The sequence below is a fragment of the Amaricoccus macauensis genome (assembly GCF_049800915.1).
Lineage (GTDB): Bacteria > Pseudomonadota > Alphaproteobacteria > Rhodobacterales > Rhodobacteraceae > Amaricoccus > Amaricoccus macauensis_A.
The window spans coordinates 91,032-117,099 of sequence record NZ_JBNAFY010000003.1 but is presented as its reverse complement, the minus strand read 5'-3'; the positions used below and the strand labels follow the sequence as shown (position 1 = coordinate 117,099).

25 protein-coding genes are annotated in these 26,068 nt (G+C 61.1%); 14 read left to right on the top strand and 11 right to left on the bottom strand.

The window, feature by feature from the left end:
• The first annotated feature begins 36 nt into the window (after positions 1 to 36).
• The 3 genes from ACP15W_RS08295 (at position 37) to ACP15W_RS08285 (ending at position 3,989) form a co-directional block, all read left to right on the top strand.
• Positions 37 to 1,638, top strand: a complete 1,602-nt coding sequence (locus ACP15W_RS08295) for a xanthine/uracil/vitamin C permease (RefSeq protein ID WP_424932404.1) — start codon at positions 37 to 39, stop codon at positions 1,636 to 1,638.
• Between the two features lie 55 nt (positions 1,639 to 1,693).
• A complete protein-coding gene (gene guaD / locus ACP15W_RS08290) occupies positions 1,694 to 2,989 on the top strand; it encodes a guanine deaminase (RefSeq protein ID WP_424932403.1) in 1,296 nt (431 codons plus the stop codon).
• Between the two features lie 130 nt (positions 2,990 to 3,119).
• Positions 3,120 to 3,989 carry a bifunctional allantoicase/(S)-ureidoglycine aminohydrolase gene (locus tag ACP15W_RS08285; RefSeq protein WP_424932402.1) on the top strand — a complete coding sequence of 290 codons (870 nt, stop codon included), beginning with the start codon at positions 3,120 to 3,122 and terminating at the stop codon, positions 3,987 to 3,989.
• Here ACP15W_RS08285 and bhcR read toward each other — a convergent pair.
• Positions 3,970 to 4,821, bottom strand: a complete 852-nt coding sequence (gene bhcR, locus ACP15W_RS08280; RefSeq protein ID WP_424932401.1) for an HTH-type transcriptional regulator BhcR — start codon at positions 4,819 to 4,821, stop codon at positions 3,970 to 3,972. The two genes, ACP15W_RS08285 and bhcR, sit on opposite strands and share 20 nt — an antisense overlap.
• A gap of 168 nt (positions 4,822 to 4,989) precedes the next feature.
• Here bhcR and bhcA point away from each other — a divergent pair, with 168 nt between their 5' ends.
• The 4 genes from bhcA to bhcD all read left to right on the top strand — a co-directional run bounded on the left by bhcA (position 4,990) and on the right by bhcD (position 9,398).
• The gene (gene bhcA, locus ACP15W_RS08275; RefSeq protein WP_424932400.1) at positions 4,990 to 6,180 is read left to right on the top strand and encodes an L-aspartate--glyoxylate aminotransferase BhcA; all 1,191 of its coding nucleotides are present in this window, start codon (positions 4,990 to 4,992) and stop codon (positions 6,178 to 6,180) included.
• Positions 6,180 to 7,145 (top strand): beta-hydroxyaspartate dehydratase BhcB, encoded by a 966-nt coding sequence (gene bhcB, locus ACP15W_RS08270; RefSeq protein ID WP_424932399.1) that lies wholly within the window; start codon positions 6,180 to 6,182, stop codon positions 7,143 to 7,145. The genes bhcA and bhcB overlap by 1 nt, the downstream gene beginning before the upstream one ends.
• A gap of 14 nt (positions 7,146 to 7,159) precedes the next feature.
• Positions 7,160 to 8,323 (top strand): 3-hydroxy-D-aspartate aldolase BhcC, encoded by a 1,164-nt coding sequence (gene bhcC, locus ACP15W_RS08265; RefSeq protein ID WP_424932398.1) that lies wholly within the window; start codon positions 7,160 to 7,162, stop codon positions 8,321 to 8,323.
• Between the two features lie 109 nt (positions 8,324 to 8,432).
• The gene (gene bhcD, locus ACP15W_RS08260; RefSeq protein WP_424932397.1) at positions 8,433 to 9,398 is read left to right on the top strand and encodes an iminosuccinate reductase BhcD; all 966 of its coding nucleotides are present in this window, start codon (positions 8,433 to 8,435) and stop codon (positions 9,396 to 9,398) included.
• 118 nt (positions 9,399 to 9,516) lie between these two features.
• Here bhcD and ACP15W_RS08255 read toward each other — a convergent pair whose 3' ends face one another.
• Genes ACP15W_RS08255 through puuE form a run of 3 tightly spaced genes read right to left on the bottom strand, consistent with a single transcriptional unit; the run spans position 9,517 to position 12,887 of the window.
• Positions 9,517 to 10,941, bottom strand: a complete 1,425-nt coding sequence (locus ACP15W_RS08255; RefSeq protein ID WP_424932396.1) for a uracil-xanthine permease family protein — start codon at positions 10,939 to 10,941, stop codon at positions 9,517 to 9,519.
• A gap of 51 nt (positions 10,942 to 10,992) precedes the next feature.
• A complete protein-coding gene (locus ACP15W_RS08250; RefSeq protein ID WP_424932395.1) occupies positions 10,993 to 11,478 on the bottom strand; it encodes an ureidoglycolate lyase in 486 nt (161 codons plus the stop codon).
• On the bottom strand, positions 11,475 to 12,887 hold the full coding sequence (gene puuE / locus ACP15W_RS08245) for an allantoinase PuuE (RefSeq protein WP_424932394.1): 1,413 nt from the start codon (positions 12,885 to 12,887) through the stop codon (positions 11,475 to 11,477). The genes ACP15W_RS08250 and puuE overlap by 4 nt, the downstream gene beginning before the upstream one ends.
• Before the next feature lie 149 nt (positions 12,888 to 13,036).
• On the opposite strand from puuE, the gene uraH reads away from it, so the two are divergent.
• Positions 13,037 to 13,390: a hydroxyisourate hydrolase gene (gene uraH, locus ACP15W_RS08240; RefSeq protein WP_424932866.1), complete on the top strand. Its 354-nt coding sequence runs from the start codon at positions 13,037 to 13,039 to the stop codon at positions 13,388 to 13,390.
• Positions 13,391 to 13,396: 6 nt separating this feature from the next.
• On the opposite strand, the gene ACP15W_RS08235 is transcribed toward uraH, so the two are convergent.
• Positions 13,397 to 14,302 (bottom strand): LysR family transcriptional regulator, encoded by a 906-nt coding sequence (locus ACP15W_RS08235; RefSeq protein WP_424932393.1) that lies wholly within the window; start codon positions 14,300 to 14,302, stop codon positions 13,397 to 13,399.
• A gap of 97 nt (positions 14,303 to 14,399) precedes the next feature.
• On the opposite strand from ACP15W_RS08235, the gene ACP15W_RS08230 reads away from it, so the two are divergent.
• Together ACP15W_RS08230 and ACP15W_RS08225 are read left to right on the top strand one after the other, a co-directional pair.
• Positions 14,400 to 15,635, top strand: a complete 1,236-nt coding sequence (locus ACP15W_RS08230; RefSeq protein WP_424932392.1) for a urate hydroxylase PuuD — start codon at positions 14,400 to 14,402, stop codon at positions 15,633 to 15,635.
• Positions 15,636 to 15,891: 256 nt separating this feature from the next.
• Positions 15,892 to 17,781, top strand: a complete 1,890-nt coding sequence (locus ACP15W_RS08225) for a bifunctional sugar phosphate isomerase/epimerase/4-hydroxyphenylpyruvate dioxygenase family protein (protein ID WP_424932391.1) — start codon at positions 15,892 to 15,894, stop codon at positions 17,779 to 17,781.
• Between the two features lie 79 nt (positions 17,782 to 17,860).
• Here the strand turns inward: ACP15W_RS08225 and ACP15W_RS08220 are convergent, their stop codons facing one another.
• From ACP15W_RS08220 to mnmA, 3 genes are all read right to left on the bottom strand, one after another.
• Positions 17,861 to 19,240, bottom strand: coding sequence for a M20/M25/M40 family metallo-hydrolase (locus tag ACP15W_RS08220; RefSeq protein ID WP_424932390.1), 1,380 nt, complete (start codon positions 19,238 to 19,240; stop codon positions 17,861 to 17,863).
• Positions 19,241 to 19,551: 311 nt separating this feature from the next.
• Positions 19,552 to 20,133 (bottom strand): exopolysaccharide biosynthesis protein, encoded by a 582-nt coding sequence (locus ACP15W_RS08215; RefSeq protein WP_424932389.1) that lies wholly within the window; start codon positions 20,131 to 20,133, stop codon positions 19,552 to 19,554.
• 55 nt (positions 20,134 to 20,188) lie between these two features.
• Positions 20,189 to 21,343, bottom strand: a complete 1,155-nt coding sequence (gene mnmA, locus ACP15W_RS08210; protein WP_424932388.1) for a tRNA 2-thiouridine(34) synthase MnmA — start codon at positions 21,341 to 21,343, stop codon at positions 20,189 to 20,191.
• A 126-nt stretch (positions 21,344 to 21,469) separates the two neighbouring features.
• Between mnmA and ACP15W_RS08205 the strand changes: the two genes are divergently transcribed.
• Together ACP15W_RS08205 and ctrA are read left to right on the top strand one after the other, a co-directional pair.
• Positions 21,470 to 21,748 carry a DUF1153 domain-containing protein gene (locus ACP15W_RS08205; RefSeq protein ID WP_424932387.1) on the top strand — a complete coding sequence of 93 codons (279 nt, stop codon included), beginning with the start codon at positions 21,470 to 21,472 and terminating at the stop codon, positions 21,746 to 21,748.
• A 105-nt stretch (positions 21,749 to 21,853) separates the two neighbouring features.
• Positions 21,854 to 22,567: a response regulator transcription factor CtrA gene (ctrA, locus tag ACP15W_RS08200; protein WP_424932386.1), complete on the top strand. Its 714-nt coding sequence runs from the start codon at positions 21,854 to 21,856 to the stop codon at positions 22,565 to 22,567.
• A gap of 154 nt (positions 22,568 to 22,721) precedes the next feature.
• Here the strand turns inward: ctrA and ACP15W_RS08195 are convergent, their stop codons facing one another.
• Positions 22,722 to 23,159, bottom strand: a complete 438-nt coding sequence (locus ACP15W_RS08195; protein WP_424932385.1) for a host attachment family protein — start codon at positions 23,157 to 23,159, stop codon at positions 22,722 to 22,724.
• 175 nt (positions 23,160 to 23,334) lie between these two features.
• Between ACP15W_RS08195 and ACP15W_RS08190 the strand changes: the two genes are divergently transcribed.
• The gene (locus ACP15W_RS08190; RefSeq protein WP_424932384.1) at positions 23,335 to 23,571 is read left to right on the top strand and encodes a hypothetical protein; all 237 of its coding nucleotides are present in this window, start codon (positions 23,335 to 23,337) and stop codon (positions 23,569 to 23,571) included.
• Positions 23,572 to 23,611: 40 nt separating this feature from the next.
• Positions 23,612 to 23,839 (top strand): hypothetical protein, encoded by a 228-nt coding sequence (locus ACP15W_RS08185; RefSeq protein WP_424932383.1) that lies wholly within the window; start codon positions 23,612 to 23,614, stop codon positions 23,837 to 23,839.
• A 35-nt stretch (positions 23,840 to 23,874) separates the two neighbouring features.
• Here ACP15W_RS08185 and ACP15W_RS08180 read toward each other — a convergent pair whose 3' ends face one another.
• The gene (locus ACP15W_RS08180) at positions 23,875 to 25,098 is read right to left on the bottom strand and encodes a glycosyl transferase (protein WP_424932382.1); all 1,224 of its coding nucleotides are present in this window, start codon (positions 25,096 to 25,098) and stop codon (positions 23,875 to 23,877) included.
• 39 nt (positions 25,099 to 25,137) lie between these two features.
• Entirely contained in the window at positions 25,138 to 25,947 is an 810-nt protein-coding gene (locus ACP15W_RS08175) for an HAD-IIB family hydrolase (protein WP_424932381.1), read from the bottom strand.
• Between the last annotated feature and the right edge of the window lie 121 nt (positions 25,948 to 26,068).

Sequence of the window (26,068 nt, the reverse complement as noted above, 5' to 3'; positions counted from 1 at the left end):
CGCGGAACAGGGGCACAACAGGGGAGGGTCACCGTGATGACTGCGGCGGCTTACGACTACAAGCTCTTCACACGGAGCGATTTCAGCGCCTTCTGGGCGCTCTTTACCGACAACCTCGTGAACCTGCTGATCCTGTCCGGGATCTGCCAGTTCGTGTTCCAAATGCCGGCGGACCTGGTCTATGGCCGGATCGTGCCGGGGGCGGCGCTGGCGATCATCGCCGGTGTGGCGGTCTATACCTTGTTGGCAAAGCGGGCGGCGGCGCAAAAGGGTGCGGATGTGACCGCGCTGCCCTACGGGATTTCGACGCCAGTGATGTTCGTCTACCTCTTCGGCGTGATCGGACCGATCTACTGGGCAACGGACGATCCGATGTTGGCCTGGCAGGTCGGCATCGGTGCTGGCTTCATGGGCGGGATCGTGGCCGCGCTCGGCGCGATTGTCGGGCCATTCCTGAAGCGGATCACGCCGCGCGCCGGAATGCTGGGCACGCTCTGCGGCATTGCGCTGGTCTTCATCGGATCGGTGCCGCTGGCGGAGATATTCGAGAACCCGATCATCGGATTTACCTCGCTGCTGTTCATCCTCTGGGGGTTGATTGGCCGCTTCCGGCTGCCGGGAAACCTGCCTGCCGGTCTGGTCGCGATCGCAGCCGGGACGATCATCGCGATCGTGCTGGGGAAATCCACGATCAGCGTGGAGGGCATCGGGTTCTACCCGCCAATACCCTACCTGGGCGACATGCTGGCGGGCATCCAGTATCTCTTTGCCAATCCTGAGCTCTTCCTCGTGCTGATCCCGGTGCAGATCTACAACTTCATCGAGACGATGAACAACGTGGAGTCGGCCGAGGCCGCGGGTGATCATTACCCGGTGGCGGTCTGCCAGGTGACGGACGGAGCCGGCACAATGGTGGGCGCACTCTTCGGTTCGCCCTTTCCGACCACGGTCTATATCGGACATCCGGCCTACAAGCGGCTTGACGCACATGCGGGCTACATCGTTGGCGTGGCGCTGGTGATCGCGGTGGCGGCGTTCTTCGGGCTTCTCTCGTTCCTCGCCGGTCTGATCCCGATTGCCGCCGCAGCGCCGGTGCTCGTCTTTGTCTCGGTGAGCCTCATGACGAACACGACCTTCGCGGTGAAGACGACACATATGGCGGCGGTGGCCTTCGCGATCCTGCCGCACATTTCCGCATTCCTGATGGTGAAGTGGGGCGCGCTCCTAAATGCTCTGCGAAGCTCGGGTGTGGAGGGTCTGCCGGGGTTGGGCGATACGAACCTGACTGCCGCGCTTCTGATGGAAGGTGCGCATTACGAGGGGCACCTCGCGCTCTCGCAAGGGGCGATCCTGACGGGGCTCATCTGGGGCGCGATCGTCGCGGACGTGATCGACGGGCGGTTCCAGCATGCCGGGCGGTTTGCCTTCGCGGCGGCGGTCATGTCCTCGGTTGGCATCATCCATTCCGCCACGCTTCAGGCGCCGCAATTCGACGGGATCACGGTGGGGTATCTCATCATCGCAGCGTTTCTCCTGACCTATCCACGGTTCGCGCCGAAGGAGGATCTGGAGCATCGCATCATCGTGCCCGACGAGCCCGATTTCATCGACGAAGATACACCCGCTCAATATACCTGAGGCCAGATGCGGGGCGGCAGACGCGCCGTCCCGTCCCAATCACGAGAGGCAGTCCATGACCGAAACGCTCCTGCGCGGCCGTCTTCTGACGTTCCATCGTGAGCCGCTGGAGAGCTCCGATACCGAAGCCCATACCTATCTCGAGGACGGCGGCATCCTCGTCCGCGACGGGCTGATCGTGGCCAGTGGTCCCTTCGCGGAGGTGGTGCGGGAGGCGCCGGAGGTCGAGGTCGTCGATCACCGGCCGGGGCTGATGATGGCGGGTTTCATCGACATGCATATCCATTTTCCGCAGGTTCAGGTCGTGGCGAGCTGGGGGGCGCAACTGCTCGACTGGCTCAACAACTACACCTTTCCGGCGGAGGGGGAATACGCCAACGCCCAGCATTCGCGGGCGATGGCGCGGCAGTTCTGTTCGCTCCTGACGGATCACGGCACCACGACCGCCGTGGCCTTCTGCTCGGTTCACAAGGCCTCAGCCGAGGCACTGTTTTCCGAAGCTGCGGATCGAAACATGCGGATGATCGCGGGCAAGACGATGATGGACCGCAACGCGCCAGAAGCGGTGCTCGACACGCCGCAATCGAGCTATGACGACAGCAAGGCGCTCATTGCGGACTGGCACGGCAAGGGGCGGGCGTCCTATGCGATCACACCGCGTTTTGCGATCACCTCCACGCCCGAGCAGATGGAAATGGCTCGTTCGCTCGCGGCGGAACATCCCGACTGCTACATCCAGACGCATCTTTCGGAGAACCATGCAGAGATTGCCTTCACGGCGGAGCTTTACCCGGAGGCGCGGGATTATCTCGATGTCTACGAAACCTACGGCCTGCTGGGTCCACGGAGTCTTCTGGGGCATGCAATTCACCTTAAGGAGCGCGAGATCGGTGCCATGGCGGAAACCGGAACGCATCCGGTGTTCTGCCCGACATCGAACCTCTTTCTCGGCAGCGGGCTTTTCGATGATGCGGGGCTGCGGGCACGCGGCATCACCAGCGGGATTGCCACCGATATTGGCGGGGGCACCAGCTACTCGATGTTGCAGACGCTCAACGAGGGCTACAAGATTCTCCAGCTTCAGGACCAGAAGCTGCATGCGTTGCGGGCGTTTCACTGGATCACGCGCGGGAATGCCGAGGTGCTCGGGATGACGGATTGGATCGGGACACTGGACGCGGGAACCGAGGCCGACATCGTCGTGCTCGATCCGCGTGCGACACCGGCGATGGCGCTTCGCATGGAGAAGGTCGAGACGCTTGCAGACGAGCTTTTCGTGCTCCAGATCATGGGAGACGACAGGTCAATCGCGCAGACCTATGTGGCGGGCGTGCCGCAGAAGGGGGCCTGAAGCACGGGGTTTGCCTGGGAACGCCGCGCGATTTTCAAGAAAAACCGAAAGGTGTTGTAGGCTGGGCACGGGTGGTCGGACGCGATTCCGATACCCATACTTTGGCTGTCTCGCCGCCTCAGGAGCAATCATGACTTCGAAATACTATGCGCCCCATGGTGGCCATCCGGGACAGGATCGGCTTCTCACTGACAGGGCGATCTTCACGGACGCCTATGCGGTCATTCCGCGGGGCACGATGCGCGACATTGTCACGAGCTTTCTCCCCGGCTGGACGCAGACCCGGCTTTGGGTTTTGGCGCGCCCACTCTCGGGTTTCGCGGAGACTTTCTCGCAATACATCATGGAAGTTGCGCCCGGAGGCGGGTCAGACAGGCCCGAGACCGACCCGGACGCGGAGGGCGTCCTCTTCGTTGTCGAGGGAACCGCAACTTTGAGGGTGTGTGGCCGGACATACACGATGGTGCCCGGAGGCTATGCCTATCTGCCGCCGTCGAGCGGTTGGACCCTGCACAACAAGGGTGACGCGACACTGCGCTTTCACTGGATCCGCAAGGCCTACGAGCCGGCAGAGGGGTTCGTGCAGCCCGATGTGGTCGTGCGGAACGAGAATGACATCACTCCCACGCCGATGCCGGGGACCGATGGGAAATGGGCGACGACGCGCTTTGTCGATCCGATGGACATGCGCCACGACATGCATGTCACGGTGGTGACTTTCGAGCCCGGCGCGGTGATCCCCTTCCTCGAGACCCACGTGATGGAGCACGGGCTCTACGTGCTTGAAGGCAAGGCAGTTTATCGACTGAACCAGGACTGGGTCGAGGTGGAAGCGGGCGATTTCATGTGGTTGCGCGCATTCTGCCCGCAGGCGTGCTATGCTGGCGGCCCCGGTCGGTTCCGCTACCTGCTTTACAAGGACGTCAACCGGCCAATGGCGCTGCGTCCGCGCGCCAACGGGCGGACCGGGATGCTCGACTTCAGGTCGGCTGCCGAGTAGCGACGACACCGCCGATGGCCTTCGTCAATTCGCGGGTTGCCTCGATGACGGGGCGGCTCAGGGTCTTGATCTGATCATGGCCTATTCGGCTCGTCGGGCCGGAGACCGAAATGCCCGCGATGGCCTCGCGGTTCATGTCGAAGACGGGGGCCGCGATGCAGCGCATGCCGATGTTCTTTTCCTCGTCATCGATCGAGTAACCGCGCGCGCGGATCATCTCGATCTCGTGCCGCAGCGCGCCCGGGTCAATGAACGTGTGCTCGGTGAAGGCGGAAAGATCCGATCGCTTGAGGAAACGCGCGAACCTTTCCTCTTCCATTTCCGCCAGCAGGGCCTTGCCGATGCCTGAGGCATGCAAGGGTGACAGGGTGCCCGGCGGGAAGAAGGCGCGGATGTTCGCGGTGGTTTCCACTTGGCTCAGGAACAGCACGGAGCCTCCCTTTTCGACGGCGAGATTCGCGGTCTCGCCGGTCTCTTCCATCAGGCGGCGAAGAATGGGGCGCGCCCTGTCGACCAATTGTGTTCGACGCAGAAACCGTGCGCCGATGACGAAGGCGCGCGCGCCGATATGCCAGAGCTGTTCTTCGACATCGAACTCCACCAGCCCCCGTGTCTCCAGTGTCACGAGAATGCGGTAGACCGTGGCCGGGGAATGGCCCATTTCCGACGAGATCTCGCTCAGGGTCATTCCCTGCGCTTCGCTGAGGAACTCGAAGACCTCCATCGCGCGGTCAAGCGACTTGATGGTGTTCTGGCTGGTCTTGTCCTCCCAGTCACGGGGCCTGCCGCGCGGTCTGCGCGTGCCGCCGATGCCATTTTCTCGAGATTCCATAAGGTGCCTGCTGGCGAAAATGAAAAACCATATCAACATATGAAAAATATATGTCGTTCGCAATAAACGGATATTTGCAAAACTATCATTTTTGAAAAACAATTTCAAAAAAATGGCTTGCTCGATTTCATTGCGGTAGGGTCGCCATAAAGACGGAAGGAGCGAGAGATGAGTTTTCAGAACCCTGTTTTCATTCCGGGGCCTACCAACATCCCCGAGAACCTCCGCAAGGCCTGTGACATGCCGACGATCGATCACCGTTCGCCGCTTTTCGGGCAGATCCTGCATCCTGCACGCGATGGGGTGCGGAAGGTTCTGAAGAGCACGAGCGCGGAGATCTTCATCTTCCCTTCGACCGGGACAGGCGGCTGGGAAACGGCCATCACCAACACGCTTTCGGCGGGCGACAGGATTCTGGCTGCGCGCAACGGCATGTTCAGCCATCGCTGGATCGACATGTGCCAGCGCCACGCGCTCGACGTCGAGATCGTCGAGACTCCCTGGGGAGCGGGCCTGCCAGCTCACCGCTACGAGGAGATCCTGACTGCCGACACGGGGCACCAGATCAAGGCGGTTCTGGCCACCCATAACGAGACGGCAACGGGCGTGAAGTCCGACATCGCGGCGGTCCGCCGGGCTCTCGACGCGGCTGGCCACCCGGCGCTTCTTTTCGTCGATGGTGTGAGTTCCATCGCCTCGATGGATTTCCGCTTTGACGAGTGGGGTGTCGATGTTGCTGTCACCGGCTCGCAGAAGGGCTTCATGCTGACGGCGGGCCTCGCCATTACAGGCTTCAGCGCGAAGGCAATGGAGGCCACGAAGACCGCTGGCTTGCCGCGGACGTTCTTCGATGTGCATGACATGGCGAAGGGCTATGCCAACAACGCCTATCCCTATACGCCAGCGGTCGGGCTCCTGAACGGGTTGAACGAAGCCTGCCGCATGCTGCTCGACGAAGGGCTGGAGAACGTCTTTGCGCGCCATGCGCGGATTGCGGAGGGTGTGCGGTCGGCGATCCGGGCCTGGGGGCTGGAGCTCTGCGCAGTGGAGCCATCGGTCTATTCCGACACCGTGAGCGCGATCCGCACGCCGGAGGGGTTCAACGCGACGGATATCGTGACCCACGCGGCCGATGCCTATGGGGTCGCCTTCGGTGTGGGCCTGGGCGAGGTCGCGGGCAAGGTGTTCCGCATCGGCCATCTGGGCAGTCTCACGGATGTCATGGCGCTGTCGGGTATTGCCACGGCCGAGATGTGCATGGCCGACCTAGGGCTGGACATCACTCTGGGTTCGGGCGTCGCTGCCGCGCAGGACTACTACCGCGCAAACCGGCTGGTCGCGCAGAAGGACGCGGCGTGATGAAGGACGGGATCATGGACGTTCCGACGTACGAGGACATGCTGGTCGCTCACGAGCGGATCAAGCCGCATGTCCTTCGCACGCCGGTTCGGCGCTCGGCCTATCTCGACGAACTGTCCGGGGCGCAGTTGTTCTTCAAATGCGAGAATTTCCAGGAGCCGGGTGCCTTCAAGGTGCGTGGGGCCTCGAACGCCGTCTTCGGGCTGAACGAGGATCGGGCACGCAAGGGTGTGGCGACGCACTCTTCTGGCAATCACGCCTCATGTCTGAGCTTTGCTGCGATGAAGCGTGGTATTCCCTGCCATGTTGTCATGCCGCGCACGGCCCCGCAGGCAAAGAAGGACACGGTGCGGCGCTATGGCGGCAAGATCACCGAGTGCGAGCCTTCGACAAGCGCGCGCGAGGCGGTCTTCGCCGAGGTGCAGGCCAGGACGGGGGGCGACTTCGTTCATCCCTACAACGATCCGCGGGTGATTGCAGGGCAGGGGACGTGTTCGAAGGAACTGGTCGAGCAGGCGGACGGGCTCGATCTCGTGGTCGCACCCATCGGGGGCGGTGGCATGGTCTCGGGCACCTGCCTGACGCTTTCGACGCTCGCACCAGAGACGAAGATCATCGCAGCGGAGCCTGAGCAGGCCGATGATGCCTATCGCAGTTTCAAGGCGGGGCATATCATCGCCGATGATGCGCCGGACACGGTGGCGGACGGGCTGAAGGTGCCTCTCAAGGACCTGACCTGGCATTTCGTTTCGCGCCATGTCTCGGCCATCTACACGGCATCAGAGCAGGAGATCGTCGACGCGATGAAGATCACCTGGAAACATCTGCGGGTGGTGATGGAGTCGTCGAGCGCGGTGCCGCTCGCGACCATTCTCAAGAACCCCGAGACGTTCAAGGGCAAGCGTGTCGGCGTGATCATTACAGGCGGCAATGTCGATCTCGACAGGCTGCCGTGGTTGACGTGAAGGGAGTTATCGACATGAACGCACATACCAAGCTCGACCAACTTGAAGTGGGTTTCGATGTTCCCGCGCTGCCGGGCATGGATGAGGCCGATATCCAGACGCCGTGTCTGGTGCTCGATCTCGACGCCCTGGAGCGGAATATCCGGAAGATGGGAGAATACGCGAAGGCGCATGGGATGCGGCATCGTGTCCATGGCAAGATGCACAAGTCGGTTGATGTGGCGAAGCTCCAGGAGGAGATTGGCGGCGCGGTGGGTGTCTGCTGCCAGAAGGTGTCCGAGGCCGAGGTGTTTGTCCGCGGCGGGATCAAGGACGTGCTGGTGTCGAACCAGGTGCGCGATCCGGCCAAGATCGACCGGCTGGCGCGGTTGCCCAAGCTCGGGGCACGGATCATCGTCTGTGTCGACGATATCGAGAACGTGGCTGAGCTTTCGGCCGCGGCGGAGAAACACGACACCACGCTGGAATGTTTCGTCGAGATCGACTGCGGTGCCGGGCGCTGTGGTGTGACGACAGCTGCGGATGTTTTAGCGATTGCGCGCGCAGTGGATGCAGCACTCGGGCTCCGTTTCGCGGGTATCCAAGCCTATCAGGGCGCGATGCAGCATCTCGACAGCTATGAGGCGCGCAAGGAAAAACTCGACATCGCCATCGCAATGGTTCGGGATGCGGTCGATGGTCTGAAGGGGGCGGGCCTCGAGCCGGAGCTTGTCTCGGGTGGTGGCACCGGCTCCTACTATTTCGAAGCGAACTCGGGCGTTTACAACGAGCTGCAATGCGGCTCCTACGCCTTCATGGATGCCGACTACGGACGCATTCTCGACAAAAACGGCAGGCGGATCGATCAGGGTGAGTGGGAGAACGCCTTCTTCATCCTCACGCAGGTGATGAGCCACGCCAAGGCGGACAGGGCAATCTGTGACGCAGGTCTGAAGGCACAGTCGGTGGACAGCGGACTGCCGTTCATCTTCGGGCGGGAGGATGTGGAATACATCAAGTGCTCGGATGAGCACGGGGTGATTGCCGATCCTCAGGGCAGGCTGAAGGTGGGCGAGAAGCTGCGGCTGGTGCCTGGCCATTGCGATCCGACCGCCAATGTCCATGACTGGTATGTGGGCGTGCGGAACGGCAAGGTCGAGACGCTCTGGCCTGTCTCGGCTCGCGGCAAGGCCTACTGATTGATCGAACTGGAGAACGGGCGGGCTCGGGAGTGAGCCGCCCGGTGTTCGCGTGCCACGGCTCCTATCGGCTGAGGCGCGCGGATGCGTTTTGCGAATGGAGGGATGCATGTGGATCGTGCCGGAGAGGGAGATTGCCGACCTTGTGAGTCGTCAGGCCGCGTTCGACGCGGTGGAGAAAGTCTTTGCCGCCATGGCCGCAGGCGACGCGCGTAACTTTCCCGTGGTGCGCGAGGCCATCGGGCATGAAGATGCGCTTTATGGGTTCAAGGGCGGTTTTGATCGTGCGGGGCTTGCGCTCGGGCTCAAGGCAGGGGGCTACTGGCCGCACAACATGGAACGGCAGGGGCTCATCAATCATCAGTCGACGATCATTCTCTTCGATCCGGACAGCGGCAAGGTGAAGGCGATGGTAGGGGGAAACCTGCTGACTGCGCTTCGCACCGCAGCCGCTTCGTCCGTCTCCATACGGCATCTGGCGCGGAAGGATGCGAAGGTGATCGGCATGGTCGGTGCGGGGCATCAGGCGACGTTCCAGCTTCGGGCTGCGCTGGAGCAGCGCGATTTCGAAAAGGTCATCGGCTGGAACAGGAACCCGGATCGGCTTGCGCGCCTCGAGGCGGTCGCCGGCGAAGCCGGTGTGCCTTTCGAGGCGGTCGAGCTTGAGGGTATGCGCCAGGCCGATGTGATCATCACCATCGTTTCGTCCTTCGATCCCGTGGTGCTAGCAAGCCATGTCAGTGCGGGAACGCATGTTGCCTGCATGGGCACGGACACGAAGGGCAAGCAGGAGGTTGCGCCGGAACTGCTTGCCGCGGCCCGTGTCTTTACCGACGAGGTGGCGCAATCGGTTTCGATCGGTGAGGCACAACATGCCGTTGCGCAGGGGATGATCACGGCAGCGGATGTGGCCCAGCTAGGCGCGGTGATCAACGGGAGCCATCCGGGGCGAAGCTCTGACGATCAGATCACGCTCTTCGATGGCACAGGCGTGGGGCTTCAGGATCTGGCTGTGGCTTCGGCGGTGGTCGATCTCGCAGTGGACAAAGGTCTTGCTATCGAGGTGGATTTCTAGCTCTGGACGGCGTTTCGTGATTTTGGCCGAACTGGCGCGAATGCAGGTCTAACTAATGAAAACGCCCGCGGAGAGCCGCGGGCGTCCTTCTCGGGATGTGTTGCCGGCGTCCTTCGGATCAGCTGTGCCTGCTCTCCGGCAGGGAACCGCGGCCATGCCCGGCCATACCACCGGAAACCTCCTCCGTTGCCTCGTCAGTCAATTCTTCCGGCAGGACAAGATTGAGAACGATGGCGATGAGAGCTGCAGGCAGGATGCCCGATGTCGCCAGAACCTTCAGGGTTCCCGGCATATACTGGAGCGCGTCCGGCTCAAGCTGAAGGCCGAGTCCGAGCGAAAGGGCGATTGCGAAGATCACCATGTTGCGGCGATTCCAGTTCACGTCCGAAAGCATCGAGATGCCGGCCGCAACGACCATGCCGAACATGACGATGACGCCTCCGCCGAGAACTTCGATCGGGATCGAGGAGATGACTGCGCCGACCTTCGGCATGAGTCCGCAGAGGATCAGGAAGATCGCGCCGATGGTCACCACATGGCGGCTCATGATGCCCGTCATGGCTATGAGGCCGACATTCTGGCTGAAGGACGTGTTGGGCAGCGCACCGAACAGGCCCGAGATTGCAGTGCCGATCCCGTCCGCAAAGGTGGCTCCCTGAATCTCCTTGTCGGTCGCCTCGCGGCCCGCGCCACCCTTGGTGATGCCGGACACATCGCCGACAGTTTCAACGGCGGAGACAAAGGACATGAGGCAGAAGCCGATGATTGCCGCGACAGAGAACTCCATACCGAAATGCATCGGATCGGGCAGTGCGAAGGGGGCTGCATTGCTGACATTGCCAAGGCTGACCTGGCCGAACAGGTATGCAAAGGCATAGCCCACCAGAAGGCCAACCAGAACGGCGGAAACCGAGAGCATTCCGCGCGCGAAGAACTTGAGGCCGAGGGTGACGAGAATCACGATCCCGGCCATCGACCAGTTGAGTGCGGAACCGTATTCCGGTGTGCCGATCGCCGGAACGCCACCGGCGGCATACTGGATCCCCACCTCGACCAGCGCGAGACCGATCATGGTGACGACAAGGCCGGTTACGAGCGGCGGAAGCGCGAAACGGAGCTTCCCGATGAACAGTCCGAGGAAGGTGTGGAACAGGCCGCCCACGAAGATGCCGCCCATCAGAACCGCGATGGCATCGACCCCTTTTCCAGCGACGAGCGGGATCATGATCGGGATGAAGGCGAAGCTCGTTCCCTGCACGATCGGCAGGCGAGCCCCCACGGGACCAATGCCGATCGACTGGAACAGGCTGGCGACGCCTGCGAAGAACATCGACATCTGGATCATGTAGATCATCTGCGGGAAGTCGGCGCTGTCGGACCCGAAGCCGAAACCGGCGGCCCCGCAGATGATGATCGCGGGCGTCACATTCGAGACGAACATGGCCAGAACGTGCTGGATGCCCAGTGGCACGGCCTTGGCCAGAGGTGGTGTATAGTTCGGGTCGCGCAGCTGCTCCGGCGTCCCGACAGAATCGTCGGCCATAGTGTTTCTCCCCGTTTCCAACCAGGTCCGGCATCTCGCCGGGTAAAAATGTCACTCCACGATTTCGAACTCGTCCCGAAACCAGTGCTCCTCCAGGTTCGCGCCCTCTCCAATGCGATCCACGACGGCGAAAAGGCCCGGTTCGGAAAGCGGCGTGAGCACGCCATGCCAGACCCCCCGGTGGTAGTTCACACCTTGTCCGGGTCGAGTGAGAAATGCGAGGGGGCGACCCGGTTTTCCATGCTCGTCTGGCGCCACAACCACCAGGAATGCCTGTTCATTCATCGGAATGAAGGCCTGACTGCCTAAAGGATGGCGTTCCACCATATCGAGCGTGAGGGGCAATTTGCGCGGTTTGGCGTCGAAGAGGCTGATCCCCGCACGGCCGTCAGGGAAGTCGAGCACCGCGCGGTCATGGTGTCTGCCGCACATGCCCTGGTTGATGATCTTGTCGGGTGCGCCGTTCACTTCAAGGACATCGCCGAAGGGGGCGAAGGCTTCCACGGTCAAAGGCTGGATACGGATCCGATCGGTCATGCGGCGAATTTCTCCTGCAAGCGAAGCTCTGCAATGCGTTCGACCTGCTGACAGGCCTCGGCAAATTCCGTGGCGCGGTCGTTCGCAGCGCGTCGCCGGAATGCTTCCATGATGGTTGCCTTGGTGTTGTCTCGCACGGCGATGATGAAGGGAAATCCGAACTGGGCGGTGTAGCGCTCGTTCAACTCCGTGAAGGCCGCGCGCTCCGCGTCGGTAAGCGCATCCAAACCAACGGAGGTCTGCTCGGCTGTGGACTCGGCGGTAAGGCGTTTGGCCTGGGCCAGTTTGCCCGCAAGGTCGGGGTGGGCCGTCAGCACTCCGAGCCGTCGCTCTTCGGATGCGGCGCGGAACACTCGGGCCATGGCGCTGTGGATGCCTGTCGCAGTATCATGAGTAGGTCCGAGCTCAGCTGCGAAGGCACCTTCGGCGATCCAGGGGCTGTGTTCGAAGACGCGGCCGAATTCCGCGACGAAAGTCTCCTTGTCCATCTGCGATGGCGCAATGCGTTGTTTCACGGGATGCTCCCTTGCCCAGTGGTCGGCGATCTGCTCGCGAGTGGCGAACCAGACGCCGTCGTGTTTCGAGAAATGTTTCAGTGCCCGTTGTAGAGCCATGGCGCGACCGGGGCGACCCGCCAGCCGGCAGTGGAGCCCGATGGAAAGCATCTTCGGGATTCCAGCCGCGCCCTCGGCGTAGAGCATGTCGAAACTGTCCGTGAGGTAGCGTTCGAACTGCGACCCATCCGTGAAGCCTGCCTGGATCGCGAACCGCATGTCGTTGCAATCCATGGTGTAGGGGACGATGAGCTGGTCCTTGCCGCCCGCGCGGACCCAGTAGGGCAGATCGTCGGCGTAGCTGTCTGCAATATAGGCGAAATCACCGATTTCGGCGGCGAGATCGACCGTGTTCATGGAGCAGCGCCCGGTATACCACCCGCGCGGTGCGCGGCCCGTTACCTCGGTATGAAGCCTGATCGCCTCATGGATCTGCGCGCGTTCCTCCTCGGGCGTCATGCCCTTGTGTTCGATCCATTTGAGCCCGTGGCTGGCAATCTCCCAGCCCGCGGAATTCATGGCCGCCACCTGTTCGGGGGCACGGGCGAGCGCCGTCGCAACGCCGTAGACGGTAATGGGCAGCTCCTTCAGCAGCCGGTGAATCCGCCAGAAACCGGCGCGGGCGCCGTATTCGTAGACCGACTCCATGTTCCAGTGCCGCTGACCAGGCCAGGGCTGCGCCCCGGTGATCTCGGAAAGAAAGGCCTCCGACGCCGGATCGCCGTGCAGGATATTGTTCTCGCCGCCTTCTTCGTAGTTCAGGACGATCTGGATGGCGATCTTTGCCCCGTCGGGCCAGTTGGCGGCAGGAGGCTCTGCCCCGTAGCCGGTCATGTTGCGCGGATAGCGGTTCAATTGTGATGGCTCCCCGTTTTGACGCAGTATAACCCGGAAAATCGGTGCGCATTTTCAATTAAATCAGAAAGGAGCCTCCCAAATGTCGCGCTTTGTCGCCGCTGGCTCTCCGAGGCTAGATGCGCGTGAAGACCAAGGAGGAACTGCCCGTGACCGGATACCTGACGACCCATGTGCTCGATGCGGCGCGTGGTTGCCCGGCAGAGGGGATGAAGATCGAGTTGTTTCGGATCGATGGCGACGCGCGCAGTTTGCTGAAGGCGATGCGGACGAACGATGACGGACGAACGGACGAACCGATCCTGCCCGCGTCGGAATTCAGGACCGGCATATATGAGCTTGTTTTTCATGCGGGCGCCTATTTGGACGCGGTGGGTGTGCAGGCGGGAGAGCCGCGGTTTCTGGATGCGATCCCGATCCGGTTCGGCCTGTCAGACCAGAGCCACTATCACGTGCCGCTGCTGCTTTCGCCCTACAGCTATTCGACCTACCGCGGGAGTTAGGCGAGTCTACGGGCGGAACGTGTCGGCAATACGCTCGATCACGAATTCCATGAAGCGACGGGCCTTCGGGTCCTGGCCTCGGCGGTGGGTGAAGAGGCAGGCCATCTGGATCGGTTCCGGGGGTGTTTGCTGGGCAACCGCGACGAGGGCACCAGACGCGAGGTGATCGGCAACCTCGAAAAGGGGTTTCATTGCGATTCCATGGCCGGCGAGGGCCCATTCGGTGAGAACATCGCCGTCGTCGCATTCATAGCGGCCTTCGACGCGGAAACGTTGCGGGCCTTCGGGTGTAATGAGCCGCCATTGGAATTCCGTTGCGCCAGGAAAGCGCAGGTTCAGGCATTCGTGCTTTGCGGAAACGAGCTCGGCGCCATTCGCAGGCATTCCACGGGCCGTGATATAGGAGGGTGCAGCGCAGAGTACGCGTTCGACATCGGCGATCTTGCGGATGCGCAGGTTACTGTCCTCGGGCAGACCAAGGAAAAACGCCAGGTCCAGGCCCTCGGTGGTCAGGTCGACCTTTCTGTCGGTCAGGCGCAAACGCAGGCTCACTTCCGGATACTGCTCCAGAAAGCCGGGCACCTGCGGCGCGATCAGCCGGCGACCGACACCGAGGGGGGCGGCCACAAAGAGCGATCCCTTGAGATTCTCGGTGATGTTAACGATCTGAGCTTCGGCGGTCTCGATCGCCTCCAGGATGTCCATCGCCCCACGGTAGAACGCCTTGCCCTGCTCGGTTGGGGTGAGGCTGCGTGTCGTCCGCTGGAAAAGCCGGACCCCGAGATGTTCTTCAAGTTGCGATATCCGCGAGGATGTGACGGCTGGCGAGATGCGCAGATCTCGCCCCGCGGCGGACATGCTGCCGAGGTCATAGACCCGGACGAAGGTTCGGACATTGTCGAGATACGACATTATTCGGATATTTTTGATGCTGCTTGGTCTTCATTGCAAATACCAGAAGAAAGCCATCCTGAATAGCATGGTGCCAGCAAAAAAAGGGAGCAATGCCATGTACGATCTGGCAATCATCTGGGACTGGCTGGCTTTCTCGGTCCGTTGGCTGCACGTCATCACGGCGATTGCATGGATCGGGTCGTCCTTCTACTTCGTGGCCCTCGACCTCGGTCTGAGGAAGGCGCCCCATCTGCCGCCCGGTGCGCATGGCGAAGAATGGCAGGTTCACGGCGGCGGCTTCTACCACATCCAGAAATACCTCGTCGCACCCGACAACATGCCGGAGCACCTGATCTGGTTCAAATGGGAGAGCTATGCGACCTGGCTTTCCGGTGTGGCGCTTCTGATGGTCGTTTACTGGGTGGGGGGCGAGTTGTTTCTCATCGACCCTTCAAAGGCAGACCTGTCGCTCTGGCAGGCGGTCCTGATTTCCGGTGGTTCGCTCACCATCGGTTGGCTCTTCTATGACTTTCTCTGCAAATCGAAGCTGGGCGAAGCACCGACCGTGCTCATGCTGCTCCTGTTTGCAATCCTCGTGGCCATGTCCTGGGGTTACAATCAGATTTTCACGGGCCGGGCGGCGCTCCTCCATCTTGGCGCCTTTACGGCCACGATCATGACTGCGAATGTCTTCTTCGTTATCATGCCGAACCAGCGCATCGTGATGAAGGACTTGCAGGCGGGGCGGACGCCGGATGCGACATACGGCAAGATCGCCAAGCTGCGCTCAACGCACAACAACTACCTGACCTTGCCGGTCGTTTTCCTGATGCTTTCGAACCACTATCCCCTTGCGTTCGGGACGGAATATGCCTGGGTCATCGCGAGCCTGATCTTCCTGACCGGCGTGACGATCCGTCATTATTTCAACACCATGCATGCCACTGGAGCCGGGCCGACCTGGACGTGGTTGGCAACGGTGCTGATCATGCTGGTGATCGCATGGCTGTCGACCGTGCCGGGCGGGGAGACGTATGAAGAGGCGGAAGCCCGCGTGCTGACGCCCGTGGAAGAGCGCTTTGCTTCGGACGCGGGGTTCGATGACGCCTATTTAGCAGTGGTCGGAAACTGCTCCATGTGTCATGCGCGCGAACCTTCCTGGGAGGGTATTCATTGGTCGCCCAAGGGCGTGGTGCTGGAGACGGAAGCCGATGTGGCGCGCCATGCCAAGCAGGTTTACCTGCAGGCGGGTCGCAGCCACGCCATGCCGCCGCCAAGCGCAATAGAAATGGAACCACAAGCGCGCCGGAGCATCGTGGCCTGGTATCAAGGCGCAACTTCAGCCCGATAGACTGTCGCACATCCGGTCATTGTGCGGTCAATCGCAGATCCGTAAGGCTTTCTTCAGGCTCCCACCGCATGAAGAACCGGAAACCAGCCAACCGGTATCGGCTTGGTCGAAGTGGTTCCTGCCGCTAAGATGCGTTGCGTGCGGCATCCGCTTGCATTCAGTGTTTCGTTCGTGCGGGAGGTGCCTGAGATGTCGATCCTGAGTCATGAGCGGAAGATGGTATGCTTCCGGCTGCAGCACTCAGGATGCTAGGGCCATGAAGACGTCAATCGCAACGGTATCCATTTCCGGGAGCTTGCCGGAGAAACTCGAAGCGATCGCTGCAGCAGGTTTCGACGGGATCGAGATATTTGAGCAGGATTTCATCGCTCACGACGGACCGCCACGCGAAGTGGGTCAGCAGATCCGGTCCATGGGGCTGGAAATTCCGCTGTTTCAGCCGTTTCGCGATTTCGAGGGCCTGCCCGAACCGCTGCGTACGAAGGCATTTGACAGGGCAGAGCGCAAGTTCGACCTGATGCAGGAGCTTGGTTGTGAGCTCGTGCTTATCTGTTCCAGCGTTCACAAGGAGGCACTTGGCGGGATCGACCGGGCGGCGGCGGATTTCGCCGAGCTCGGAGAGCGCGCGGCGCGTCGGGGGCTTCGTGTCGGTTACGAGGCGCTGGCCTGGGGGCGCCACGTGAATGATCACCGTGATGCCTGGGAGGTCGTGCGGCGCGCCGATCATCCGAATGTCGGCCTGATCCTCGACAGCTTTCACACACTTTCGCGCAAGATCGACCCGGAGACCATCAGACGGATACCAGGCGATCGCATCTTCTTCGTCCAACTTGCCGATGCACCTGCGATTGACATGGATCCACTCTATCTGTCACGGCATTTCCGCTGCATGCCCGGGGAAGGGGATCTCGATGTGACCGCATTCCTGCGAGCGGTCGTGGCGACCGGCTACTCCGGCCCGGTCAGCCTCGAAATCTTCAATGACCAGTTCCGCAGCGGGCGTCCGTGCATTGTCGCGCGAGACGGTCATCGCTCGCTTGTGGCGATCCTTGATGACGTGCGGCGCGTAGAACCTGATCACGCGCTGGACCTGCCGGAACTTCCGCCCCGTCTCGACGTTCGTGGTGCCGAGTTCATAGAGTTCGCAACGCGCGATGCCGAAAAGGCGCAACTTGAGCACCTTCTTGCAACGCTGGGGTTCCGGCGTGTCGGAAGCCATATCAGCAAGGCACTCGCGCTCTGGCAGCAAGGCGAGATTCGTATTGTGCTCAACGAGGAAGCCACGGGATATGCCAATAGTGCCTGGTCTACACGGGGCACAAACGTCTGCGATATCGGGATAGAGGTCGGATCGGCGGCTGATACGGTGGCACGCGCCACGGCACTCGGGGCCGAAACCTTCCGCCAGCCCCTGGGGCCGGGCGAGCTTGATATTCCGGCCATTCGCGGCCTCTGCGGCAGCGTGCTGCATTTCCTGGACCGGTCGGCGGGCCTTGCGGATGTCTGGTCTGTCGAGTTCCGCTCAGAGAGCGCGGCGGCTGCCCCCGATGCCGGTTTGACGCGCGTGGATCACCTTGCCCAGACGATGAGCTACGAGGAGATGCTCAGCTGGTCCTTGTTCTATACCACCCTGTTCGACATGGCGAAGACGCCGATGGTCGATGTGATCGACCCGGACGGACTGGTGCGAAGTCAGGCGCTCTCTACACCCGACGGGTCTTTCCGCATCACGCTCAACGGCGCGGAGACGCACCGAACGCTGGCGGGCGGCTTTCTTGCCGACACGTTTGGCAGTTCGATCCAGCACATAGCATTTCAGAGCAAGGACATTTTCGCGACTGCGCGGAGCCTGGCCGCAAAAGGATTCGAGACGCTGCCCTTGCCGGAAAACTACTATGCCGACCTGGAAGCGCGTTTCGATCTTCCGGATGGGATGGTCACACAGATGAAGTCCGCCAGCATCCTCTATGACCGGGACGGGACGGGAGAGTTTTTCCAGCTCTATTCGCGACCCTTCGCGAACGGCATGTTCTTCGAGATCGTAGAGCGGCGCGGCGGCTATTCCGGTTTCGGAGCGCCGAACGCGCCGTTTCGGATTGCGGCTCAGAAACGGCTCCTGCGAGCGAAATCCATCCCGCTGGAGTGATCGTGAGAGACGCCGATTTCGGGGCGCTTTGAGGTGAGTTCCCTCTTCAGCCGGTGAGCCCGGCTGAAGAGGATGGGATCTAATTCTGATCGCTCAGCGCCGAGAGCACACGCGCCCAACTCCGTGTTCCTTTGTGGAAGCTGCGCAGGTCATATTTTTCGTTCGGGGAATGGATCGCGTCGTCATCCTGGCCGAAGCCGATCAGCAGCGAATCCATGCCAAGGATTTCACGGAAATGCCCGACGATGGGTATGGAGCCGCCGCATCCGGCAAAGACGGCCGGATTGGGCCACTCTTCGGTGAGGGCGTCGCGGGCCTTGGTGAACTCGGGAGCATCGACGGGGAGCATGGTTGCGCCGGATGGTTCTTTCCGTGCAAAGCTTGCAGTGCAATCAGGCGGCAGGCTGCTCTCGATATAGTTGCGGAAGCTCTCGAGGATCGCGTTGGGATCCTGATCGCCGACAAGGCGGAAGCTCACCTTGGCGTGGGCTTCGGCGGGCAGTACGGTCTTGAAGCCTTTGCCGGTATAGCCGCCCCAGATGCCGTTCACCTCGCAGGTGGGGCGTGACCAGATCTGCTCGAGCGCGGAGTAGCCCTGCTCCCCCGCAGGCGTAGAGAGGCCCACGGCGCCAAGGAATTCAGATGCATCGAAATTCAGCCCGTCCCATTGTGCCTTGATCTCGGGAGGGAGGTCATGAACGCCGTCGTAGAAGCCGGGCAGGGTGATGCGGCCCGTGTCGTCATGAAGGCCTGCAAGGATGCGAGTGAGCACGCGGATCGGGTTGATCGCCGGACCGCCATACATGCCCGAATGCAGGTCGCGGTCAGCGGCGTGGATGGTGACTTCCTCGGAGGCGAGGCCGCGCAGCATGGTGGAAATCGCGGGCGTGTTCTGGTCCCACATGCCGGTGTCGCAGACGAGAGCGAGATCGGCTCGCAATTCGTCGGCATTCTCCTTCAGGAAGGGCACGAGCGAGGGTGAGCCGCTCTCCTCTTCGCCTTCGAAGAGAATGGTGATGCGCGCCGGGAAATCACCTTCTACGGTCTTCCATGCGCGGAGCGCTTCAACAAAGGTCATGAGTTGTCCCTTGTCGTCGCTTGAGCCGCGGGCAACGATGGTCTTGCCGTTGGGCGTCTCGCGAATGGCCGGCTCAAAGGGGGGCGCGGTCCAGAGCTCCAGGGGGTCGACAGGCTGGACGTCGTAGTGACCATAAAAAAGAAGGTGCGGCCCCTTGTCACCGCCATGGGCCACGACCATCGGATGGCCGGGCGTGTCGCGGCGGCTCGCATCAAGGCCAATCGTCCTGAGCTGATTGACGAGCCAGTCCGCGGCTTCGACGCAGGGCGTGGCATAGGCCGGATCGGTCGAGATGCTCTCGATCCGAAGAAGATGGAAGAGACGGTCGAGCGATTGCGGCAGCTCCGCGTCAATTCGGTCCAGAACGGCTTGCAGGCTCATGTGATCTCCCCCTTTTCGGCAGCGGCGCGAGCCTAGTCGATCCGCGGTCGGCCGCAAGGGGTGGTGTGGGCCAATTCGGCATGGGCACCGATTCGAAATAGGAGAGAATGAAGTCCTGCGCCGTACTGTCCGTGATGCCCACGTGGCGCATTGTGGTTCCCGGTATGAGGTGGGTGTTGTTTTTCATCCACGCCCGCACCGCCAACTGTGTTTAGACGAAGGGCGCGTTGGCAAGCGCTTCGCGCTATCCTCAACCCGGAACGGTGCCGGTCCGAAAAACCTCAATGAAGCGCGTGGATTGCGTCTCTGTCCTACAGGAACTGGAAGAGCATATAGGCGGAGGCGGCCGAGAATGCGTAGCCGATGATGGCGAAGAGGCCATCCTGCACCACGAGTGCGAGGCCGAACACCAGGATGCCGAGCGCGGCGGGCGTGATGCCAGCCGGGATCAGGCCGAGAGGCACGAGCGCGATGGCGAGCAGGGCGACGAGACCGAAGACGATGCTACGCGGAACCTGACCGGCCACGATGAAGCGGAGCCGCTCCGAAGTCAGGCCATCGATCCATTTGGCCCAGGGTTCTGCGGCGTCGAGGCCCTTCTCCAGCTTTTCGGCCGGGATCTTGCGTTTCGCTATGAACCCTGGAACCCAGATGCCACCGCCGCCGAAGTAGGGCTTGATGAGCATGGTGAGGATCAATAGCGCGATGACCACCGGCGCACCGGGCAGACCACCGATGACCGGAATGAGTGCCAGAAACGCCAGAAGTGTTACGACGACACCTGCAGGCCGATCGTCGAAGGCTTCGACGAGTTTGCCCACACTGATGTCCTGATCATTTGAGGCGCCCCGCAGGTCGCCCACGATGTCTTCCAGCGGTTGCTGTTGGGCCATGTCTTGCTCTCTCCCAAGGTCGCTCGTCTAACGGTGCAACTCTAGGGGAGTTTCATCACACCCGTATGATCCAGCCGCCGCCTAGCACGCGGCTGCCTTCGGGGGCGTAGAAAACGCAGGCCTGACCGGGCGCGACGCCCTCTTCGGCGTCGAGGAGTTCGACGCGCGCTCGTCCGTTGCCGAGCGGATGGATGCGTGCAGGTTTGGGCCGGCGGGTCGAGCGAACGCGAACGGCGGCTTCCCAACCACCTTCGGGCGCGTCCTCGAAGGCCGTATCGCCGAGCCAGTTCACTTCCGCTACTGGCACCGCCCGGCTTGCCAGTGCGTCGCGCGGCCCAACGATCACCCGCCGGGCATCGGCATCGAGCCGGATCACGTAGAGCGGATCGACAGTGCCACCGATGCCGAGCCCGCGACGTTGGCCCACGGTATAGCGGATCACACCATCATGAGTTCCGAGCACTCGACCGTCGATATGGACGATCTCGCCGGGTTCCGCGGCGCCTGGCCGCAGCTTCTCGATCACGGCGGCGTAGGAGCCGTTCGGAACGAAGCAGATGTCCTGACTGTCGGGCTTGTCGGCGACGGGCAGGCCATAGCGCGCGGCCAGTTCGCGGGTCTCTGCCTTTGAAGCGAGGCCGCCCAGCGGAAAGCGGAGATAGTCGAGCTGTTCCCGGGTTGTCGAGAACAGGAAGTAGCTCTGGTCGCGATCCGGGTCTGCCGCGCGGTGCAATTCCGATCCGGAAGGCCCGGCGAATCGGCGTATGTAGTGCCCGGTCGCCATGCAGTCGGCGTCGAGATCCTTCGCGGTTTCGAGCAGATCGCGGAACTTGACCCGCTCGTTGCATCGAATGCAGGGAACAGGGGTCGCTCCAGCGAGGTAGGAGTCGGCGAATTCATCGATCACGCTTTCGCGAAACCGGTTCTCGTAATCGAGCACGTAGTGAGGGAAATCCATCGTCTCGGCGACCCGCCTCGCATCGTGGATGTCGCGCCCCGCACAGCATGCTCCCTTCTTCGCGAGTGCGGCGCCGTGGTCGTAAAGCTGGAGCGTGACCCCAACGACATCATAACCTTCTTCGGCCAGCATGGCCGCCACGACGGAACTGTCCACGCCGCCGGACATGGCGACGACCACACGTGTTTCGTTCACGGGTTTGTTGAGGCCAAGCGAGTTGACCTGAGTATCAGGCGCAGTTTCGAGCATCATTTCCGGAAATCCCAAGTTCCGGGGAATATAGTAAAATCCTTTTCATGTTCAAGTGTTTGGTTCACCCGCATTTAAGGCGTGGCCACGTATTGTTCTCCCGGGTGATGAGTGAGTTGGGAGTAACCGATGTATATTCGCCGAGAGAAGGGACCAGTGTTTGTCGAGCTTCCGGACGGGAGCAAACTGACACGTTCCGATTTGCCGCCAGCCAACACGAAGCGTTGGGTTGCGCGGAGGAAAGCGACGGTCGTGGCGGCCGTCGACTACGGCCTGATCGACGAGAAAGAAGCTTGCGAAATGTATCGTCTATCGGACGAGGAACTCGATCTCTGGAGGTCCGCTGTCCACAAGCACGGAGCCGCCGCGCTCAGGGTGACTGCGATACAAAAGTATAGACAACTTTAAGGCGAAGTCTTAGCGTGTGCCTATCGTAATCAGTCGTTAACCAATGCCTGTCTAAGATTAACATCGAAATGCTCAGGCTTGGTTGGCAGAGACGGAGAGCTGCACATGCGTATCCTGTTGGTCGAGGACGATCCGACAACTTCGAAGAGTATCGAGATGATGCTCCAGAACGCAAACCTCAATGTCTATGCCACGGACCTTGGGGAGGAAGGGATCGACCTCGCCAAGCTCTATGATTACGACTTGATCCTGCTCGATCTGAATCTGCCGGACATGAACGGACATGACGTTCTCCGGCAGCTTCGGCTCGCGAAGGTCGAGACGCCGATTCTCATACTTTCCGGCGCGGATGATACCGAGAACAAGCTCAAGGGCTTCGGGTTCGGCGCCGACGACTACATGACGAAACCGTTTCATCGTCAGGAACTGATCGCGCGCATCCATGCAATCGTGCGCCGGTCTAAGGGTCATGCCCAGTCGGTGATCACCACCGGCAAGTTTACGGTCAATCTCGATGCCAAGACGGTCGAGGTCGATGGGAACCCGGTGCATCTCACCGGAAAAGAGTATCAGATGCTGGAACTGCTTTCTCTCCGCAAGGGCACGACCCTTACGAAAGAGATGTTCCTCAATCACCTCTATGGCGGAATGGACGAGCCGGAGCTGAAGATCATCGACGTCTTCATCTGCAAGCTGCGGAAAAAGTTGTCCGAAGCCACGGGAGGCGAGAACTATATCGAGACAGTGTGGGGTCGGGGTTATGTCCTCCGCGACCCTTCAAGCGGCGAAGCGAAACGCAAACTCGCGGTCGGGGCCTGAGGCTGCCCCGATCGCACCTTTGATCAGTTTGATCTGTCCAAGGGTTGAAGAGCGCTTTCCCACGTGTTCGCACCAGAAATCTTCAAGATTCCGCCTGCCGGCGAACCAGCTTTCCAATGCGAGGGCCGGTCTGACGGCTGCGGTTTTTCCTCGTTCAGGGTGACGTAAGGATCTTCTCGATCTGCTCGACGGGCATGGATGTCAGGTCCTTGTCGATCTCGCCAATCAGGCGTTGGGAGACTTCGACGTGGTATTCCGGGCGAATGCGTCCAAGCGTCTTGGGATCCGCGCAAATCACAAGTTTCGAGTAGCGGCCCGCCATCGCCCATTTTTTCAGGCGTTCGGCGATATCTGCTGCGAATCTTTCCTTTTCTAGCGCATGCCAGTCGGTCTGTGCCACCGCACTCTTGCCAATGCCCGCGTCGGGGAACCGGCCGGGGCGTTCCGTGCCTTGCTCGCTGGTTGCGGGATTTTCGATTTCCTCGGCTTTGAGCACCCGGAGGTCGATGATGTCCTCGTCTCCTCGATTCGCGAGAAGCAGGAACCGCTCTCCATCGAGGATCAGAACCCAGCTCTCATGCGGAATTTTCATCGGGTCTGCTCCTTTTCTAGTCACTTCCTTCCCCTGACCTAGGTCTTGCGACCTGTTCATCAACGTCTCGCGAGGAGGAAACCTTCTCTTGCGCGGATCGTTGAATCTTTTGCGGTTGCTGGAAATCAGGCTGCCAAAAGCTAGCTCACTCGCGACGTGGAAAGGAATTGGACAGATGAAATCGGAGACGATCGGCAGTCTGGAGGGGCGACTCATAGCGCATCGGAAGATCTTGGCGTTGCTACTTGAGCATTGCGGCGATTCGGGGGCCTTGCGGGAAACGCTGGAGGCCAGGCTGGAAGTGCAGGATCATGAGGAAGATCCCGGCGTGGTGCCCAACGAGGCTTTCGCGATCGAAGGCGCGATTGCCGACGAACTCCGTCTCGTAATGGACGCGGCAAAGCGAGGCTGATCCGAGCGACCTCCCCCGTTTACAGAGAAGGAGAATGAACATGTCGATACGCAAACCCGGCGGAAAGACCAGCGATATCACCGAGACAGATCTCGCCTCCGACAAGATGGGTTATAACCGGTTGCAGGGTGACGATCAGGAACAGGTCCACAACCAGCGCCAAGCCGTGCCTGACGAGAAAACCGAGACAGACGGCATCATCGAAAGTCTCGAAAAGATGGACAAGGACGTCCGGGCCGAGCGTGACCTAGGCAAGAAGAAGGACTGAGCGCGCCGTCTTGGGGCAGTCCGCCCGGACTGCCCTCAGGGCGCGAAATCTGCATTGTCCTGCGCTACTGCATCGAGCATCTGGCGCAGGATATCCGGATCCGCCGAGTAGACCCTGCTCCAGCTCGGAATGAAGGGCGTTTCCATCGGGTTCTCCAGGAATATGTTGCCCGCCTCGACCACGTTCGACGCGAAAAGCTCCACATTGCTCTCTTCCTGGTGCCGGTCGATATAGAGGCCGTTGAGAACAGCATCGTTATAATAGCTTTCGATCATGTCGAGTGCGATGCGGTGGTAGGTCGCCTTCAATGAACTGAACGATTCTCGCGTGAAGACGACTCCCTCTGCTGCCAGTTTGCGATACATCGCCTTGCAGATGTCGATCGACATGCGGGAAAGTCCGCTCGAGCGGTCGTCAGCCGAAACCTGCTGGTGCTTGTGGTCATATGCGTCGGAGATATCGACCTGGCAGATCGAGCGTGGGTTGACGTTGCGCCATGCCTCCGAGAGAAAGCCGATCTCGAGCCCCCAATCCGAGGGAATGCGCATGTCCGGCACGATGGCCGTACGCATGGCGAACTCGCCTGCGAGCGGATAGCGGAAAGCTCGGAGATAGTCGAAGAAGACGCGATCTCCCGCGACCTTCTTCAGCGCGATGAGAAGGGGGCTCACGAGCAGCCGGTTGACGCGGCCATTCAGCTTGCCTTCAGCGATCCGTGGATAATAACCCTTGCAAAACTGATACGGAAAATTCGGGTTCGCGACAGGATAGACGAGGCGCGCCAGCATGTCTCGCGAGTAGGTCGTGATGTCGCAGTCGTGGAGCGCAATGACCGAACTGCCCTGCGAGGCAAGCGCATACCCCAAGCAATACCAGACGTTCCGCCCTTTGCCCGGCTCCTCAGGCGCCAGCCCGATCCGCTCCATATGGGCGTCGATCTCTCTGAGTCTTGGCCCGTCATTCCAGAGAACGGCATGTTCCTGTGGCAGGCGGGAGAAGAATTCCTTGGCTATGCGATACTGGTCGCTGTCCGCGCGGTCGAGCCCGATGACGATCCGATTGACGAAGCTCGCCCCCGAAAGCTCGTCAATGATGTGGGGCAGGGCGTCGCCCTCAAGTTCGGAAAACAGGGAGGGCAAGATGAGTGTGATCTTGCGCGTGCGTGCGAAGCCGTCGAGCTCTGCGGTGAGCTTTGCCGTGTCCGTGCTCCGGAGGTTGTGCAGGGTGGCGACGAAGCCATTCTGGTGGAAATCAGCCATGCCCGAAAATTTCCTTATGAGTTTTTGACCGCGATGCGATCATGCGCCGATCTCCGCGAGAAAGCGAAATACAGCTTCGTTCCAACCTGCCGGGCCATGTAGTGCGGTTCGAGTGATCCGGCCGGCATCTTCACCCGCGAGATGGGGTATTCCCGTTCCGGACGGGTTCGCGACGATCACGCCGCGATCGGCATGTTCGAGCATTTCCAAGTCGTTTGGAGCATCTCCGAGCGCAAGCGTGACAACCCTGTCGACCTCTTCGCCCGCAAGCCTTTCCGCGATTTGCTCCATCCTGTCGGCCTTGCTTGCCCCGAAGCTCAAGGTCAGAAAGCGCCCGCCCCGGCGTGCCGAGATCCCCATCTCTGCGAGTTCGCCAAGAAAACTTCGCTCATCTGCCTCCGTGCCGTGCCAAAGGCCGGGCTCAGAATAATGCCGCGCCTTCGCGAGCCGTGCCTTTTCAACGGATAGGCCGGTTTGTTCTGCGACCTGCTCCGCGCTCCAGTCGCCGAACCCCGTAAAGCCCTCTCTTAGCTGCGCCGGTATGGAATCAAGCGCCATTCTCAGTTCGTCGTAGGAGTTGGCATCCGCGTGTGGGTCAAACGGACCGGGGGCCATGACGCCTGCGCCGTTTTCGACGATTGCCGGGCAATGTTCGAACCCGATCTCGGAGCGAATGGCGGCCATTTCGGGCGCTGTCTTGCTGCTAGCGAGCACCAGAGGACAACTCAGTTCCTTCAGTCGTGCCAGCGCCGGTTTGGCGGGCGCGTAGTCGTATGTGGCGTGATCAAGCAAGGTCCCATCAAGGTCGGAGAACACGATGGGGAACGTGCGGGTGGAGTTTGCATTCATTGCGGGCCTGTCCGCGGTAGTCGGGGTATGCGTGCAGCCGACCGATCGGGCCAAGCTTGCCGCGACGCTAACGAACGCGGGCTGCTTGTCAAACCGCAATTACCTGGCCGGTCGGGCGCAC